Below are 15,640 nucleotides of genomic sequence, written 5' to 3'. Positions count from 1 at the left end.
CAGGTTGGCAATGTCCTCTTTCCCTACATAGTTTCCTTGCAAGGCACTATTTTTTGCCTTGTGATACGTATTTTCGGCAGCCATGCGGCCAATGATTTTTTCTTCCGTTGGCGTTCCTTTTTGTTCGTCCCGGGCTTTTTCGTGTACGTGGTGTAATGCCCTTTTAGATGTACCATACTGTTTGTTGTATTCATTTCATCTACATGAGAAGACACGTTTTCCTCGGCTGATTTTTTTAGAGCTTGGATATCCTTTGGAGATAAATACTGATGATCTAGGGCAAAGTCTGTAGAGGTTTGAATAGCCAGGTCCGATAAAGTGATATCATGGGGGTCCTCGATCTTTCGATCTTTTTGATAGAAATGTTCTCTGTAATTGCTTTCAATCGTTTGAGATAGAGCTTCTTTGGTATAAATGCCTTGTAAGGCATCGGTATGAACACTGATTTGTTTGGCAGTTTGAGGGTTTGTTTGCTGCACATGACTTCGGAGATCATGATAATGGCCATCCCCTAAATCAATACGGTCAATCGTTTGGACACCGGAGGAATCTACCATGTTGATTTTCGTCTTATCATATCCACCGGAACCTAAACTGTGAAGGTTTTCTTTGGCTAACATCGTATTCATTTCTTTGGCATTCATCATGTTTTGATTCAGCTCTTTTTCCGACCAGACCACATAAAATTGTGGTTCGTTCTGGCTAGGATCCATCAATTTCACATTATCTTTGCTTCCATTCCAGTTGCTTTCTAAGGCATTGAACGTCTGTATGGTTTCTGTTTCACTTTTGTTTTCAAATTGTTTATCCTGCAGAATGTTTCGCCCATCATTAGCCTGAAAAGTAGACTTGAATTCCTCAGGTGACAGATCAGACACCGGCTTGACTTCATTTCGCATTATGACTTGAAGATGACCAAATCGGTCTTGTACGTCCTCTGTTGTTTCATACTCTTTGTCTTTGGCTTTTACCATATCTTCTTCAACATGAGTAATAAATTTATAAGAGGTTCCTTTGACTTCCTCTAACAACTCTAGCTTATCCCCGATGTCTCTTTCATCACGGGTATAATTGTCCAAATACTGCAAGCTGTATTCACTGGTATCAATATTAAAATGGGAAGCCACCGTGTAGGCTGTCATTTCAGCTTGAAATTCCTTTTCAGCATGAGTCCGGTTATACCTTCCCCCGACTTTGTGCTATGGAGATCAGCATGAGCCAATTCATGAATCATGGTTTTGAGATTTTGAATCTCTGAATTTCGTGGATTTAATTCAATCCCTCTCTTGTCTTCCATCACACCTTCCGCATTACGCTGCTGGTATTCAACATAAGCGCCTTTGACTGCCCCTAACTCCCTTCCATCTAAGGGCTGTTCTAAGGTTTCTACGCCCATGTTTTTGCCGAGCCGTTGTAAGGATTGAAACATGTTCTCGTAGTTTTCTACCTTTCCATCGAGCCATTTGTTTGGAAACACTTTCGGTAAATCTTCAGCTTTTGCGTCCGTTTGCGACACATCAAACACATTTCCGGATGTATAGCCCATCTGTTCTTTTGTTTTGATCTCTCCCCGGTCTATGGCTGCCTTCTCTCCTTTTGTGGCACTCCGAACACTCACCGGATAGGTTTTCCCTTCACGTTCGCGTTCAAAGGTTTTGTACGGAGAAGGAACCAAAATCTTAATCGCTTTTTCTCCTTTTTGAACCTGAAAGCCTTCCTTCTTCCAGAAGTTATACCCTCCTACAGCTTCAGCCCCCCGGAACTGACTTTGAATCAAAGCTGAGTTACGGGGAGAGTAATCATAGAATTTTGCCATGAATCGTAAATACTCTTTCATATCCTCTTCAGTACGAAAATAGGATTCCACTTGTTTGTTTCGTTCTACCGTCAACCGATCAATTTCTTTTTTCTTTTCCGCATTAGATTTTCGTTTATACCTAGCCATGATTCCCTTCCTCCTTTTTCCCGTTACTGCTTTCGCTGATCCATTTCTTTTCTGATGTCTTCTTTCATTTTTCTTTTCACTTCCTGAAGACGTCTTTCCACCTGTTCTTCGTCTATGCCGTTTTGTTTTTGTTCTAAAGTTTGGATTAACCTCTCACCCACCTTCTTAATATTGAAGGCAACGAGTAAAAACCCACCTAGTATAGCTGCAAAAATAAGCAAATCCATATTTCCCCTCCTCTGCTTCCTTACTTAACGATGCCATCCTCATCGAGTCCGTCGTCTAAATCGGCTAAGGCTGGATTATCCTTTTCAGTCATTTGTAATACATCGTCCAATACAATCACTTCCTCTTTTGTATCAAACAAGACGTATTCCAATTCTTCTTCTAAGAGTAATCCTTGAAGAGTTTCAGTTTGTTCATCGGTTAAGAGGATGTGATAATCCTTTCCAGCGGCCGTCACGATGGCTTCATTTTCTCCAAACTCTTTAATAAAGGCATGTTCATACTGAACTGCTTCCATATTATTCACCTCCTTTTTTAGCGTAATAATGATCACGTTTTTGTTTCTGGTGAGCAATGTCTTGTTGAACTTTTTCTTTCGCTGTTTTAAGTCCATCGGTTTCAAAATCCTCTGTTGTCATGATGTTATTGATGTTCATGTTCACCATCATTCCGTTGATCAGTTGAAGAAGGATTTGTGTATTTCGATCTGTGTTATTCACCCTAGTAAAATACGAGACAATTCTTTTCTAACTTCCTTTTGAATATTTTCAGACACTTTTTCAACCACATTTTCTTCTAACTGTCCTCTCCACTTTTCCTCTTCCTTCATTTTTTGTATTCTTCCACGATCAAATTTATCGTTCTGTTTTTATGGGTAGGCTGAATCCCTTTTTGCTCTGCAAATTCATCCATAAATGCTTCGGTTTCTTTTGAAATCCGCACTCTTTTCACTACATCTTCTCTCACCGTGAATAACCCCTTTCAATGTTTCGCTGCATTTCTTCATACGAAGCTTTATTTTTCCCACTGTTCATTTCTGAATGAATCGCCCGATCTAACCCATACCTCATTTGATTAAAGGCAGCATTTCGTTTCATGGTCTGAAACGTTTTTATTTTGGGCTTTTGAATGATTTGCACGCTCTGCCTTTTTGACTTTCTTATCGTACTCTCTCATTTCCGCAAGAAATGCGTTTCCCATTCTCTTTTCTAAATCGGTCAATTTGTTTTTCTTAAAATTTTTGTACCGGTGGTTCCCTCCTTTTCCGTACGACTTCTTTAACATTTCCACTTCTTTATCTAATCTTTTTTCTAACTCTTCCATGTTTTTTTTGTGGTACGTCTCGACATATTTTTTTGTTAGTTTATTTAATTCTGGCTTTACATGATTGATGGTTTGGTAACCATAATTCCAATACTTCCGGTTAGCCGGCAGTTGTTTATAGATGGTCATGAAATCCTTCTTAAATTTCCGGTTAAAGGTAGAAAACGTTTTTGTCTCTTTTTTCTTGTTTACGATGTCTTTTCGAATCAAATCATTAATCTGTTGGTATTCTTTTGACCGGTCATTGATTTTATGAATGTAGACCGACTTAAACTGATCAAGAGTTTTTTGTTTTCGTTTTCCTCGTTGATCTTCTGGTGGGGATAAATCAACGGTGGCTAGGTGAATATGAATGTTGTCGGTGTTATGATGAATCGCTCCTGACCAGACAAGATTATTTCCCATGTTGTTTTTTTCGTGCATGTCTTTCATGGCAACCCGAGTAATATCTTTTAACCGTTGTTCATCTACAGTTTTTGTTTTCCGGTTATAGATACCGTTATCTTCAAGCCATTTGTTATCAAACGACACTACATCCTGATACAAAATGCTTCCTCGATTTTGGCCAGTCTTGAATGCATCTTTTACCTTTTCTTTGTGTTCTTGATCTAACCGATCATGTGATTCTGTAAATAGGGATGTGGCTTTTTCTTCATCATCCATATACTCGTTATACATTGCATACTTTGATGATTGTTTTGCTTCTTCTCGATCAATGTAATTGACGTATTCATTAAAGCTAGAGCTTCCCGGTTGAACAAACCGGGAGGTCACAATCACCGCAGCTTCTTTATAACCGGCTGCCGTCATTCTTCTTCCTCTTCTTCTAGTAGTAAAGAAAGCAATTCATTATTTTTTTCTAGCTGGTGCTGCATGGACACAATCACTTCTGTACTTTTATCCAGTGTAGTTTTGAGTGCAAGCTCTCGATCATTCAAGTCGTGAAGCATGGTATAGTTTTCGATCATACTTTTTAAAAATTCTTGTCGGGATTGCTTACTCTTTTTGGCTCTTTCATCAATGCTTTTGATTACCACAGGGTTTAGATTTCTTAAAAGAATATCCATCGACATACCTCTTTTCTTCTGAATTCCCCCTATATATGGAGACAGGACCGATATAGAGAGAAAGAGCATAAGGGAAAAATGATATCACCAAAGGTGATATATCAGGCAGAGCCTGATTTTGAGGTGATATCATGTAAGTTCCTTCAATTGCATAGTTTGTGCATACCTTTTAAGGGAAGTTACATAGTTTGTGCATACCTTAGTTTCTTCGATTGCACAGTTTGTGCAGGGTGAACAGTCATTCTATGAACTATAAAACAGCCATTTCCGAAGGGATATGACTGCTTTCTTGTTTATTTTCTGATCACGATTTTGAAGAAATGATGATCAGGTTTTGAACCAAAACCGAAATGATAACTGATCGGATTTAAGAAGAAGTGAGAGAAGAATGTCGTTCTCTTTGGATATAGTTTTCCATCCGTTCTTCTTCTATTTCGATTTGTTCTTGGGTTTGTTCTACCTCTGTTTCCAGTTCGTTTTGTTCAATCTCTAGAGCGTTGATATGATGATTTCTCTTTCTTTTTCATCTTCTGTCTGATAGTTTTGCTGGTCTCTCAACTCCTGTTTTGTTCTTCCAAAGAAACCATTTCATCTTCAGTTTCCTCAATGTGATTTTCCAGTTGCTCCACTGTTTCTTCACTTCTCTCAATTAAGAGAGCTGTAATGTACCGTAACCCTTGATCACTTTTACTAATCGATATTGTTCCTGTTTTCACTTCTCTTTGATCGGAGTAAATGGTGACTAACCGATTCATGTCCTGTTCCCCGTCCTCATTTTCTTCTCCTTCTCTCCATAATTGAAGAGAAATTTGTTTGAAGTCTGGGTCCAAATCTTCCAGTTTTAAGACCACGTAGCTTTCATATTCAATAACCGTTTGAGTCGTTACTTCGTTTAAATCGGAACGCTGGATCGCCAGGTACTCGATGGAATCCATCTCGTATCGGTAATCATTCAAATCAAGAATCACTTCCATTTCGTTTGCTTCCGGTTCATAAATCCAATCAACAATTTCAATGTTTGTGCCTGACGTAATGCGAATATCTTCTCCCACCGGGGAAGCTAACACCTCCAACTCTTCTTCCATGTAAAAGCCGGAGGTGAGAAAAAAGAACAGTCCAGCCATGACAAAACTGAGCCCGACATAGTACACCCAGCTTACCTTTTTTCGTAGATTGATTCGGTCTTTATTGAGCATGAAACCCCTCCTTTGTTATGAGACATCTTGAATGTCTGTGGCTATCCATTGGTCATGTTCTCGTTCAAATGTGACCCGGATAAAGGCACGGGACTGATCTTCTTGATTGGTTTGAACGTAGTGAATGGTATGAGTAACATCCATCACAACATCCACCTCACCACGGTTCTTCTCAAGGTTCTCAAAGTAATAATGAGCTTCATCAATGGACGTTTCCACTTGTTGTTCCCCGTACATATCAGCCGCAAAAAAGCGATCCATCAAGTCTTCATTCATCACGTTTTCGGCTTCTGCTTTTTGTTCTTGATACGTGTCAGCATTTTGTTCAAAGATAGAAGAAATAAACCGTTTGGACTGTTTTTCTACCTCCTGAAATAGTTGTTCTCTCGCTGTTGGAGATTCATATTCTTCCAAATATCGTAGTCGTTCATTTTCTTCTCGTAGGTCATGTAATTCATCTGATTGTGCTTCGGAAATGGTAGCTTCCTTTTCATCCCCGTTATTGGCAAAGAAGAGAGCACCGTTTCCGACTAATAGAAAAGAGAGGGCGATCACTGAGACATATTTGAATGCTTTGTTGCTATCCATAATGATGTTCTCCTTTCCTAAATTCTTCTCACACGTCCATTAAACACGTCACCCCAAAATCCATCTTCCATGCTTTCAATTGCCACACCGGTGCTGCTTTGTGCGCCAATATATTGACCGTCCCCGACATAGATGCCGACGTGGCCATCCAGTTTATAGGTATCAAAAAAGACAAGGTCACCGGGTTGAATCTCGTTCACCGGGACTGCTTGTCCTTTATGCTTGAGGGTATCGGTTGAAACGGATGTAAAGTGTCCTAACTCAATGCCTACCTGTTCGTAGGCCCAATGAACAAAGGACGAACAATCAAACAATCCTTGTTCTTGTTCTGCTCTGGTTCTCCCTCCCCCAAAAACATATTCTGAGTTGCCAATCCACTGTGCGCCCACTTCAATGACTTCTTCAAATTCTCCGTCAGCAAGTGTTGGCTGCATGTAAGACATGACCGCATCAACGTATCCTATATCGCCGTAACATGCTCCGGTTTCCGCGCTTTCTGGACGGATACATGAATAGTTTCCGGTATCCTTAACCCGTTGATATTGTTCTCTGGAAAAATCAATGGCAAGCTCCTTGGAATACTCTCCGTTGTTGTGTTCATTCGCATAATCAATAAACCCGTGGCCAAAATTATAGGCTTGCAAGGCTAATTTTTCATCACCGTTTGCTTGTTCCAGCACTTGGGCAAAATACCTTGTGCCGACATCAATGCTTTCTTCTTGATCACGAATCGTATTAGGAGGAAGCCCTAAAGATTCACTGGCCTGCATCACATCGGCCAGACGGCCACCGGATTCCTGCATGGTCTTTGCCATGAGTAGATCCACGTGATCAGGTATTCCGTGAAGGTCTGCGTACTTTTCAAATAAGGGACGTAGTTCTTCAACCTCCGGGGCTAGATTCTGGGTCCCGCCAGAGGCAAAATCAAATTCACCCTCAGGTGTAGAATCACTACTTCCCACTAAGGCTTGAAACACCCCAACAATAAAAATTGTGGCAAGTCCCACAATGATCAGAGATGCAAATAAGATGATTCTGGCTTTTAACGTGGCGAAGAAAAGAGCCATTCTTGCCACTAGAGCAAAGAACCCCCTCACGAGTTATGCACCCCCACCAAAGAGATCAAGTTCATCTTGCGAGACATCCACATTCATCTTGATGTTTTTCACAGAGGAAATGGAAAGAATCACTTGCCCTCGTTGTAGATATGGAATTTGATTTAATTCAGAATCGTTTAACTGCCCCATGAAAATATCTTTAAGCTTCAATAGGGATTCACTATCTTGTTCGGCAATAAATTTATATTGGGTTAAGCCAAAGAGCTTTTTGACTTCTTCAGCTGCACTTTGCGTGGCATTATCTGGAACAAAATCACTAATGACATGACTGGCAAAGAAGATCCCACCAAAGTATTTTCTGGCTTCTCTCATGAAACGCTGAAGGTATTGAACGCCGTACTCACTACCTTTCGGGTATTGATAATATGGTGAGCTTCATCAATCAAAATCAAATACCTTATGGCATCTTCAAATTCCAATTTGTGTTTATTAAAGGCTTTAAATTGGGGCTGGCCATTGCTTAACATACCATCCCACAGCATGTTCATGACGTTAAAGAGTTGTGCCTGAAAGATTTCAGGCTTGAGTTCGGAAAGGTTGCGAAGAGGAAACGACACAAACTCTTCCGAATCAAAATCATCAATACTGGAATGCGTGTTAAAGAGATCAGCGTAGTTTTGCACCACGTTCGCAATATTTAGCTCAATATTTTCAAGTCGCTCTCGTTTGTGTTCACTAATGCTGTCATTCACTTGTTGCGTTTCAACGTCTGTATACAACTCGTTTTGAAGCAACTCTAAGAAGTCAGAGAAAACCGGGTATTCTGTGGCTTTTAAGTCGGTAATGGGCTGGGTTTCATTTTCATCATCCGACCATAAGCCTTTACTGACGTACAGTTTCCGAAGAAGATTTTCATATTCTTTGATTTCTTCATTGCTAACGTCAGGATTTAAAAATCGGTAGAAGACGCTTAGTTTGGATAAGTGCTGAGTAAACGAAATACGTTCATTGGCCACCCCTTTGTCATCTGTCGCAGCTTTGTATACGTGAAGAGGATTAATAGAACCGTCTGTTCCATCCAGGGCAATCACTTTTCCATCTAATGCATGGGTTAAGCCTTCAAATTCACCGGTAATATCAAGGATTCGGACTTTATGGCCTTTGATGGCGTTATCGAGTGCCACCTTTTTTAAGAGCGTGGATTTACCGGACCCCATTTTCCCAATCATTAACGCATTATAGGATTTTCGCTTGTCGTCCCGGTGAAACAGATCAAAAATCACGTTTCCATTTGTGTCAGTTGTGCCGTAATGCGTACCGTATGGATCATCTAGTGAGGTAAAATGAAAGGGATAGCCACCAGCCAGCGACAAGGCCGGTATTTCTATCCCTTTTCGCTTATTTGCATAGGTTTGTTGGGAGGAAAAGCTTTTAAATAACCCGTCCCATTCATACTCTTGTTCATTTAAGAAAATGCTTCCTCGAAAATTCATGGATTCTAAGTTATTGATCACTTCTTTGGCTGTTCGTTCCAATTCATCTGCCGTTTTTGCGTAAATAAAGAGCCGCAGAAGAATTCGTTTTAAGACTTCCCCTTGTCTCACTTCATTATAGACATCTTTTAATTCTTCAAAGCTTTCACTGGCATCAATGGCATCGGCTGTGTCTTTGGCCTGGTAGCCTCTGGTCTTGGCTTCGGCCATGCTTTTATTAATGTTTGTAATCATCTCTTTTCGATTCGGAGTGGTCACATCCAAACATGCCACCACATTGGGCATGTTCATGATCTGTTCGAGCCAAAAGTCGGAAACAATGGTTTGGAAATCGTACACATGAATACACGCCTCGTAGCCATCCCCTTTTCTGATATACGATTCTTCGAATCGTATGCCCCTTGTGTTGAATCTCCGAGAGCAAATAGGATTATAGCCAACATCTTTGGTAGAAGGGATGGATGTTTTCGGGCGAATTTTGTGTAACATGGCTTGTAACATGCCTTACTCTCCTTTCGTACTTCGGTATTTCGTGTTTAGGTTGCTTAATTTATACAGAATGTTCATCTTCTTTTCCTCACTTAATCGGATGATAGGACTAACCATGTTCTTTTGACTGGCCACATCGTTCACCCGGGAGCGCAAAGTGTATTCATCATCGGCATAAATGAACATATAAAATTCTCGATTCGACCGTTCTGTTTCAATAAACTGAAGCTCTCGTAGTTTTTGTTCTAGGAATAAACGGTACTGGCTATTTGTGGTCCGATCGAGTTTCTTTTGAATGAAACGCTGCTGCCTTGATGTATCAACAGGAAAGTTTAACGGAATGATTTTAAAATCGGGATGATACCACTGATAGAAAAAGGCTTCTAAGGTAATGGTCTTCTCTTTGTCTTCATTGTTTAAGGCGTAAATATCGGTAGAGGAAACCTGGACAATTTCCATATAACCGGCATGATCAGACAGTTGAAAGAAACCGTTCCCGGTGATGTCGATCACTGGAGCGATTTCCGCAAAGCTCTGTTTTACCTTCACTTTCTTTTCTGGCTCTACTTTTTTTGGTTCCTTGTTGGCTTCGACAAAAATAGAAGTCCCCTGTGAGGGACTTTTCTTTAGCCTTCCTTTTTTATTTTTTTCATCGAATATGGCCATCTACTTCACCATCCTTTTGATGATTCTTTTCATCTACTTCCTCCACTACATAGTCAATCGCAAGATACGTGTCTTTTCTTCTCCGCACCGCCAAGTACAAGGCTTCATAAATCCTTTTTTTGGGGTTGGTGACTGGACGAATGATCACCAGTCCTGCCACCAAGAGCATAAAGAGATAAAAAAACCATACAATGGAAGAGTGGACAAGGTTACTCATGACAAAAGTAAAAAGAAGCAGCCCCATGAGAATGCCAAGATCAGTCAGGTAAAGCACCTTATTGATTTTGAGCTCACTGGATACGTGTTGGGGAATTCGATAATTGGCCACCTACTCACCCTTTCTTTTTCTAGGAATCATGGTTTTTACATTTCGTTTGATCGTTTTTGCTGATTTTCGGCCGCCTATATGATACCGTCCCATCCCCGTTGGACTTTGGTTTATGAATCCTTTGTCTTGTTGGGGTTGTTCATGGCCGGTAGAACGGCTATGATGAGTCGTTGTTTGGCTAACTTGATCAGAACCACCAGAAGATTCTTGACGGGTAGTTGTGAGAATGTGTCTTTCTTGTTCTGTGGTATTTTCTCCACCGGAGTCTTGAATGACATCGTTTTGTTCTTCGATGATCTCTTTGTTCGTGGCACCAGATGGTCCCGGTTTACGCTGGGTGTTTCGAACTGTTGATGTTTTCATTTCTCCACTGGTAGAAGAAGTTCCACCGGCAACAACGTTGCTTCCACTAGAAACCGTGCCAGAGGATGAATCACCAGACGGAGAGCCCGAGGAAGAACTTCCACTGTGCGTCGTTGTTTGTCTCACTTGATTTGCTCCGCCAGAAGATTCTTGACGGGCATTTGTGATAACGTGTCTTTCTTGTTCTGTGGTGGTTCCTTCACCAGAATCTTGAATGATGTCATTTTGTTCTTCTATGACCTCTTTGTTCATGGCACCAGATGGCCCCGGTTGACGCTGGGTGTTTCGAACCGTTGATGTTTTCGTTTCTCCACTGGAACGGCTAGAAAAAGACATTTCTCCGGCCCCGGAAACGCCTTGCGATAGGTGAGTAGTACCTGGTGAAGATCCATTATCGGCAACACTGCCTGTTTCCGTAGACGCTGCATTCACGGTTCCTAGTTGTGTACTTGGGTTTCCTCCTTGATCTCGTTGATTGACGCTAGATTTCACGTCCTGTTCGACTGTGCCAGAGGAAACATCACTGTTTACATCTGTTTGTTGATCTATGACTTCTTTACCGACTTGACCCGTTTGACCGGACACATGTTGTTGATCTCTCACAGATGATGTTTTCATTTCTCCACTCGTAGAAGAAGCTCCAACGGTTCCAGAAACGCCTTGCGATACAGCACCCTGTGAAGATACATTTCCAGCAACACCGCCTGTTGCCGCAGACGCTGCATTCACAGCTCCTTGTTGTGTACTTGGGTTTCCTCCTTGGTCTCGTTGGTTCGCGATAGATTGTACGTCTTGTTCGACTGTGCCAGAAGAAACATCGCTGCTTACATCTGTTTGTTGATCAATCATTTCGTTGCCAACTTGACCTGTACCCGATACCTGCTGTTGATCTCTCACAGAGGATGTTTTCATTTCTCCCTCTGTATTTGCACCCACGTTGTTTGTTGCGGAGTTTGCAGCATGGGTAGCCGTGTTTTCAGCTCTTCTTCCAGTTGTCGCATTGGTTGTTGTTGTGTAGGAAGGAGACCTGCTTTGTTTCTGCTCTTGAATACTTGAGGTATCTGTTTTGCTTTCTGTAGATGGTTCACTATCTACAGCCGGTCTACGTTCACTGGATTCCTTAGAAGATGTGGCAGGAATGCCCTCACTTTTTTGGCCATTGACGGAAGAAAGATTGTTACCTTTATCATTGTTATCTTCATTGGCTACCGCCCCTGTACCAGGTGGAGATGAAGGATTATTTGCTGTATGTTTAGCGGCAGATGCTGATGTGGCTCCTTTCTGTTTCATTTCCTCATGCAACGAGAGAGGTTTAGTTGAGCTGTTTTCTTTTCCTTTTTGCTTCATATCTTCATGAATAGAAGAAGAAGATTCACGGCTGTTCCCCTGTTCATTTCCCTGAGTTTCATTGGTAGAGGATGATTCGTTTCCTGTGCCACCTTGCTGAGCTGACGTTTCAAGGCTCCCACCAAAGCCTTTTCCTTGTTGATCTGACGTCTTGTTGTTTTGTGCTTGGGAAGAGACATGTTCTTTCTCTCCCATAGGTGTTCTTTGTCCATGTTCATTTCCTTGTTGATGATTTGTGCCTTTCCCAAAAGAAAAGGCATTTCCTTTGTCATTTGCGGCATGGGCGACATTTTCGTTCTTGCCATTCGCCCCTTGCATGGCGTTTCTTGCTGCTGCACCAGCACCAGCGAGGCCTAACCCTTTGCCTGCTGCCATCGCCCCTTTTCCAAGGGCTGTAGCTCCTTTGGCCACCGCATATGTCCCAGCAATGGCTCCCCAGCCGGATTTTGCCCCAGCGTCAATGCCAAAGAGACGTTCCACGATATTAGGGCCACCCATAACGGCCACCGCAAGCCCAATCATGGCAATCAAATACGGTAATCCGGACAGTTGATCTCCAAGAAAACTTGTACCGATCATGTACACTTTCAAACTGAGAAAGACCATAATGGTGACGAGAAATATATTTAAGATGTTTTGAACCACTTGCTTCATTCGTTGGCCACTATGCATATCTGACGCTGCCACAAACGGCGCAAGGATATAGTTAAAAGTCAGCTCAAAGAAAAGCTGTGCCAGTTTTACCGAGACAGTGATTAGCACCAGGGACATGATTCCAAGCGTTCCGAGTAAGTTAATCCAGTCCACGGTGTACCGGTAATAATATTCTTGTGAAATATCAGTAATCCAGCCGCCATCTTCGATTTCTTCTACAGACCTTGAACCATCAATAAAAGTTACAACCTTATTGTTTAATATTTCTTCTCCATCACTAGACAGAGGTTCATCAGCTGTAATCTGACTTCCTTCAGTGAGATAAGAATTTATATTAATCTCTCTAGCATGATTTGTTTCAATATAGTTTCGTTCATCTAACTCAGGCGTGTTCCACCCATTTTGGTCAAAAACCCCAATATCTGTAAGGTTGTCTTGAATGATTTGATTAGCCATGGTGACATGATCTCCGTCTTCATGGTTCATCGCATCTATCGCATCCCCGGTAAATTCATTTCCCTGTTCCATGCCTGAACCAAGAGCCACAACGATGACCAATGCCATAAATACATTGGCAAAGACCCCGGCCCGGTTAAACTCTTTTTGAAAGATTAAGAGATAACCAATAAACAAGATATTAAAGGCAAACATCACAATAAGAAGGGGCTGCATTTGATTGATAAAGGCTAGAATCTCTGGATTTTCTGTAAACACCCGTAACCCCAAAATGGTATCGGCAATGTTTTCAAGCGAGTCTATAATCCAAGCCATGCCTAACACAAGCGTCCATCCAATGTTGCGAAGGATGTTATCAAAAAAGGTTCCCAGGGTGAGGTAGTCACCAAACTCAATCAGCTTATCCAAAATCTCTTCTTCACTCACTTACTGCACCCCCTTATTTTGGTGTGAGAAATTCATCCAGTGTGGAGGGAAGAGAAAGATCAAAGGGTTCACAAAAGACTTCATACTTTTCATTTTGTGGGTTTAAGGTGACTGTGCATGTGCCGTCTAATAGACGAACCACAAGGCCGGTTTCTTGAATATGATCGTCATGTTTTTGAATCACGTCTTCAAGCTGTTTTTTCCTATGCTTATTGGATAACGGCACTAGGTTCTTTTTCATGCTCATTCTCCTCACTCTCGTAATCCGTTTTTTTCTTTTCCACACTTTCTATCACCACTTGATACATATGGTCTTTGACATGACCTTGTTGGCGTAAATCTGTGAGAAGTTGGATGAATTCCTCCATCGTCAAACTTTCAAATTCTTGTTGTGTATAAAGGTTTTCTTCGTTCACTTTTTTCCAAATCACTTGAAGAATTGGCTCTCCTTCAAACATGTCAGCTAATGGCAGCTGATCAAAAGAAGATGGCACTGATTCTGTCGGTAATGGCTCTTCTTTTGGGATCTCTGATTCCTTTTTGAACACGTCTGGACCTTCCTCTGGTTCAGCTTGACATTCATGATCTGATTCAGTATCTTGAGGAATTTCTTTTTCTTGTCTTCCTTCCATTTCTTCTATTGCCCGGAGTCGTTTTTCTTCTTCTTCATGGAACCGGTAGGTTATCTCTTTCAAGGAAACCAGCGCGTGGTCACAAGAAATATCAATATCATTAATCGACCGGGAATTATCAAAGTCATCAGCCAAGTATTCAAAACGGTATTTCATCCGGGTTTTTCCTCTGTTGTACACCGGGTAGGCTTTAATTTTCTTTCGTTTTTGGTCTTGTCGCTTAATCCCTCGAATGACCACCATTTCCCCTTCTTCCAGCTGCATGAGTTCTGTCGCTGTTAAAAGTCTTCGTCCGTCTGTTCCTTCGGTCTTACTTTTCTTGAAAGACAACGTTCCACCGGAACGACTATGAGAGGCAATGGTTCGTTCTCCTAGCTTTTTACTAATGGCTTCAGCTGTCTCATTTTCCGTGGTTAAAATATAGAGGGTGTTGGCGCAATTCCCATCTATGGTTTTCCATTGTTTATCGTATTTGTGTTCCAGTTGAGAGTAAGCTTGAATCACCAGGTTAAAACGAATGTTCCGGCCCAGGCAGACGGTAATAATTGACCCCATATCTTCAATCGCCGGCATGTTTCCAAATTCGTCTAAAATAAAAATCACTTCTCGTAAGCACTTTCCCCCTTTTGTGGTACTGGCGGTTCGAGCCACTTCGGTATATAACTGTTTGATATATAAGGAAGCAATCACATGAAGAGAAGAGTCATAATCTGGCGTGATCATAAACAAGGCCGTGGGTTTTTCAAACTGTTCCCACCGTTCGATAGACAAGCCGTGTTCCTCGTCTGTTTTCTCCTGCATCACTTCATAATGAACCACACCACTTTGTTCCTGAATGGATGTGACCTTGAGTTCTAGGAAAATGTCTGTCTTTTCCACCTTTAAAGTGATCGAATCATCCACTTTGATCTTTTGATCATGAGAAATGGTAAACAGGCCATTGTGATCGGTGCGAACACTGGCAGAACCTTTCCGAAAGTGAACTGTGACCCGTGATAAAGGCATTGTTCGGCCCGACATCACCTTTCCAAAGCCCACTTTCTTCATGTCAAAGGAGGATTTCGATGTCATTTTGGCAATAGGAGTAAGGGTGAAAATATTTAATTTATCAAACGCATTGGCAAAGATACCAGCCACCGTTTGACCGGCCCCGGACGCAAATTTCACCGTGGCGTATTGTAACTTTGCCGGGTGATGTTCCGGCAGACTGTCAAAGAATTTATCCAAGCCAGTGATCATTTTCCCATTTACTTCATCTTCTTCTTGTTCGGCAGCCAATTCATTTAACGTATTAGCCACCGTATACATGGTGATTTTCTCTTTGTGGTGAGGTATATTTTTCTCACACAACCCAAGAATTAAGGCCGTGCATAATGCACTGGCGCTATCTTGCCAGAATTTATCTTTAGCTGCCGGATCACTATATAACATCGTGGAAATGGTTTTGGCGTATTGTTCAGCTTTTGCCATGTTTCCTTCTTCGTAAGCATCTATCACGATCTGAAGCACTTGATAAGACATCGACTGTAACGGATCGACCAAGTTTAAGACTTCTACATGATAACCCCGTTTTTCCAGGGTTTCTTTTGACGTGGCGTACAAC

At 41.6% G+C, this 15,640-nt stretch carries 16 protein-coding genes and 1 pseudogene; all 17 read right to left on the bottom strand.

From position 1 onward, the window contains the following. Positions 1-23: 23 nt before the first annotated feature. On the bottom strand, positions 24-1,142 hold the full coding sequence (locus tag JCM19033_RS19885) for an LPD25 domain-containing protein (protein ID WP_054637629.1): 1,119 nt from the start codon (positions 1,140-1,142) through the stop codon (positions 24-26). Further along, positions 1,139-1,945, bottom strand: a complete 807-nt coding sequence (locus tag JCM19033_RS19880; RefSeq protein ID WP_054637628.1) for an ArdC-like ssDNA-binding domain-containing protein — start codon at positions 1,943-1,945, stop codon at positions 1,139-1,141. Before JCM19033_RS19880 ends, JCM19033_RS19885 begins: the two co-directional genes overlap by 4 nt. 23 nt (positions 1,946-1,968) lie before the next feature. Beyond that, the gene (locus tag JCM19033_RS19875) at positions 1,969-2,172 is read right to left on the bottom strand and encodes a hypothetical protein (RefSeq protein ID WP_054637627.1); all 204 of its coding nucleotides are present in this window, start codon (positions 2,170-2,172) and stop codon (positions 1,969-1,971) included. Between the two features lie 20 nt (positions 2,173-2,192). Further along, positions 2,193-2,468 carry a hypothetical protein gene (locus JCM19033_RS19870; protein WP_054637626.1) on the bottom strand — a complete coding sequence of 92 codons (276 nt, stop codon included), beginning with the start codon at positions 2,466-2,468 and terminating at the stop codon, positions 2,193-2,195. 1 nt (position 2,469) lies between these two features. Next, positions 2,470-2,670 carry a hypothetical protein gene (locus tag JCM19033_RS19865; RefSeq protein WP_054637625.1) on the bottom strand — a complete coding sequence of 67 codons (201 nt, stop codon included), beginning with the start codon at positions 2,668-2,670 and terminating at the stop codon, positions 2,470-2,472. A 106-nt stretch (positions 2,671-2,776) separates the two neighbouring features. Then, a complete protein-coding gene (locus tag JCM19033_RS23855) occupies positions 2,777-2,917 on the bottom strand; it encodes a hypothetical protein (RefSeq protein ID WP_157049991.1) in 141 nt (46 codons plus the stop codon). A 108-nt stretch (positions 2,918-3,025) separates the two neighbouring features. Further along, the gene (gene mobP2, locus JCM19033_RS19860; protein WP_054637624.1) at positions 3,026-4,084 is read right to left on the bottom strand and encodes a MobP2 family relaxase; all 1,059 of its coding nucleotides are present in this window, start codon (positions 4,082-4,084) and stop codon (positions 3,026-3,028) included. Further along, on the bottom strand, positions 4,081-4,341 hold the full coding sequence (locus JCM19033_RS19855; RefSeq protein WP_054637623.1) for a hypothetical protein: 261 nt from the start codon (positions 4,339-4,341) through the stop codon (positions 4,081-4,083). The genes mobP2 and JCM19033_RS19855 overlap by 4 nt, the downstream gene beginning before the upstream one ends. Positions 4,342-4,895: 554 nt before the next feature. Then, on the bottom strand, positions 4,896-5,537 hold the full coding sequence (locus JCM19033_RS19850; RefSeq protein ID WP_054637622.1) for a hypothetical protein: 642 nt from the start codon (positions 5,535-5,537) through the stop codon (positions 4,896-4,898). Positions 5,538-5,552: 15 nt separating this feature from the next. Beyond that, the gene (locus JCM19033_RS19845; protein WP_054637621.1) at positions 5,553-6,125 is read right to left on the bottom strand and encodes a hypothetical protein; all 573 of its coding nucleotides are present in this window, start codon (positions 6,123-6,125) and stop codon (positions 5,553-5,555) included. Between the two features lie 17 nt (positions 6,126-6,142). Then, positions 6,143-7,222 carry a bifunctional lytic transglycosylase/C40 family peptidase gene (locus JCM19033_RS19840; protein ID WP_157049990.1) on the bottom strand — a complete coding sequence of 360 codons (1,080 nt, stop codon included), beginning with the start codon at positions 7,220-7,222 and terminating at the stop codon, positions 6,143-6,145. Between the two features lie 3 nt (positions 7,223-7,225). After that, positions 7,226-9,165 (bottom strand): annotated as a pseudogene (locus tag JCM19033_RS26755) (VirB4 family type IV secretion system protein). 15 nt (positions 9,166-9,180) lie between these two features. Further along, positions 9,181-9,831 carry a hypothetical protein gene (locus tag JCM19033_RS24565; protein WP_054637619.1) on the bottom strand — a complete coding sequence of 217 codons (651 nt, stop codon included), beginning with the start codon at positions 9,829-9,831 and terminating at the stop codon, positions 9,181-9,183. Continuing rightward, the gene (locus JCM19033_RS19825) at positions 9,815-10,159 is read right to left on the bottom strand and encodes a DUF5592 family protein (RefSeq protein WP_054637618.1); all 345 of its coding nucleotides are present in this window, start codon (positions 10,157-10,159) and stop codon (positions 9,815-9,817) included. The genes JCM19033_RS24565 and JCM19033_RS19825 overlap by 17 nt, the downstream gene beginning before the upstream one ends. Continuing rightward, positions 10,160-13,405 carry a pLS20_p028 family conjugation system transmembrane protein gene (locus JCM19033_RS19820; RefSeq protein ID WP_054637617.1) on the bottom strand — a complete coding sequence of 1,082 codons (3,246 nt, stop codon included), beginning with the start codon at positions 13,403-13,405 and terminating at the stop codon, positions 10,160-10,162. 13 nt (positions 13,406-13,418) lie between these two features. Next, positions 13,419-13,646 carry a hypothetical protein gene (locus JCM19033_RS19815; protein ID WP_054637616.1) on the bottom strand — a complete coding sequence of 76 codons (228 nt, stop codon included), beginning with the start codon at positions 13,644-13,646 and terminating at the stop codon, positions 13,419-13,421. After that, positions 13,615-15,640: VirD4-like conjugal transfer protein, CD1115 family (locus tag JCM19033_RS19810; RefSeq protein ID WP_054637615.1), on the bottom strand; the 2,026-nt coding region annotated here is incomplete at its 5' end. The genes JCM19033_RS19810 and JCM19033_RS19815, both read right to left, overlap by 32 nt.

This window comes from Thalassobacillus sp. C254 (assembly GCF_001310615.1).
The sequence above is the reverse complement of the archived record's forward strand: the minus strand, read 5'-3'. Positions and strand labels throughout refer to the sequence as shown.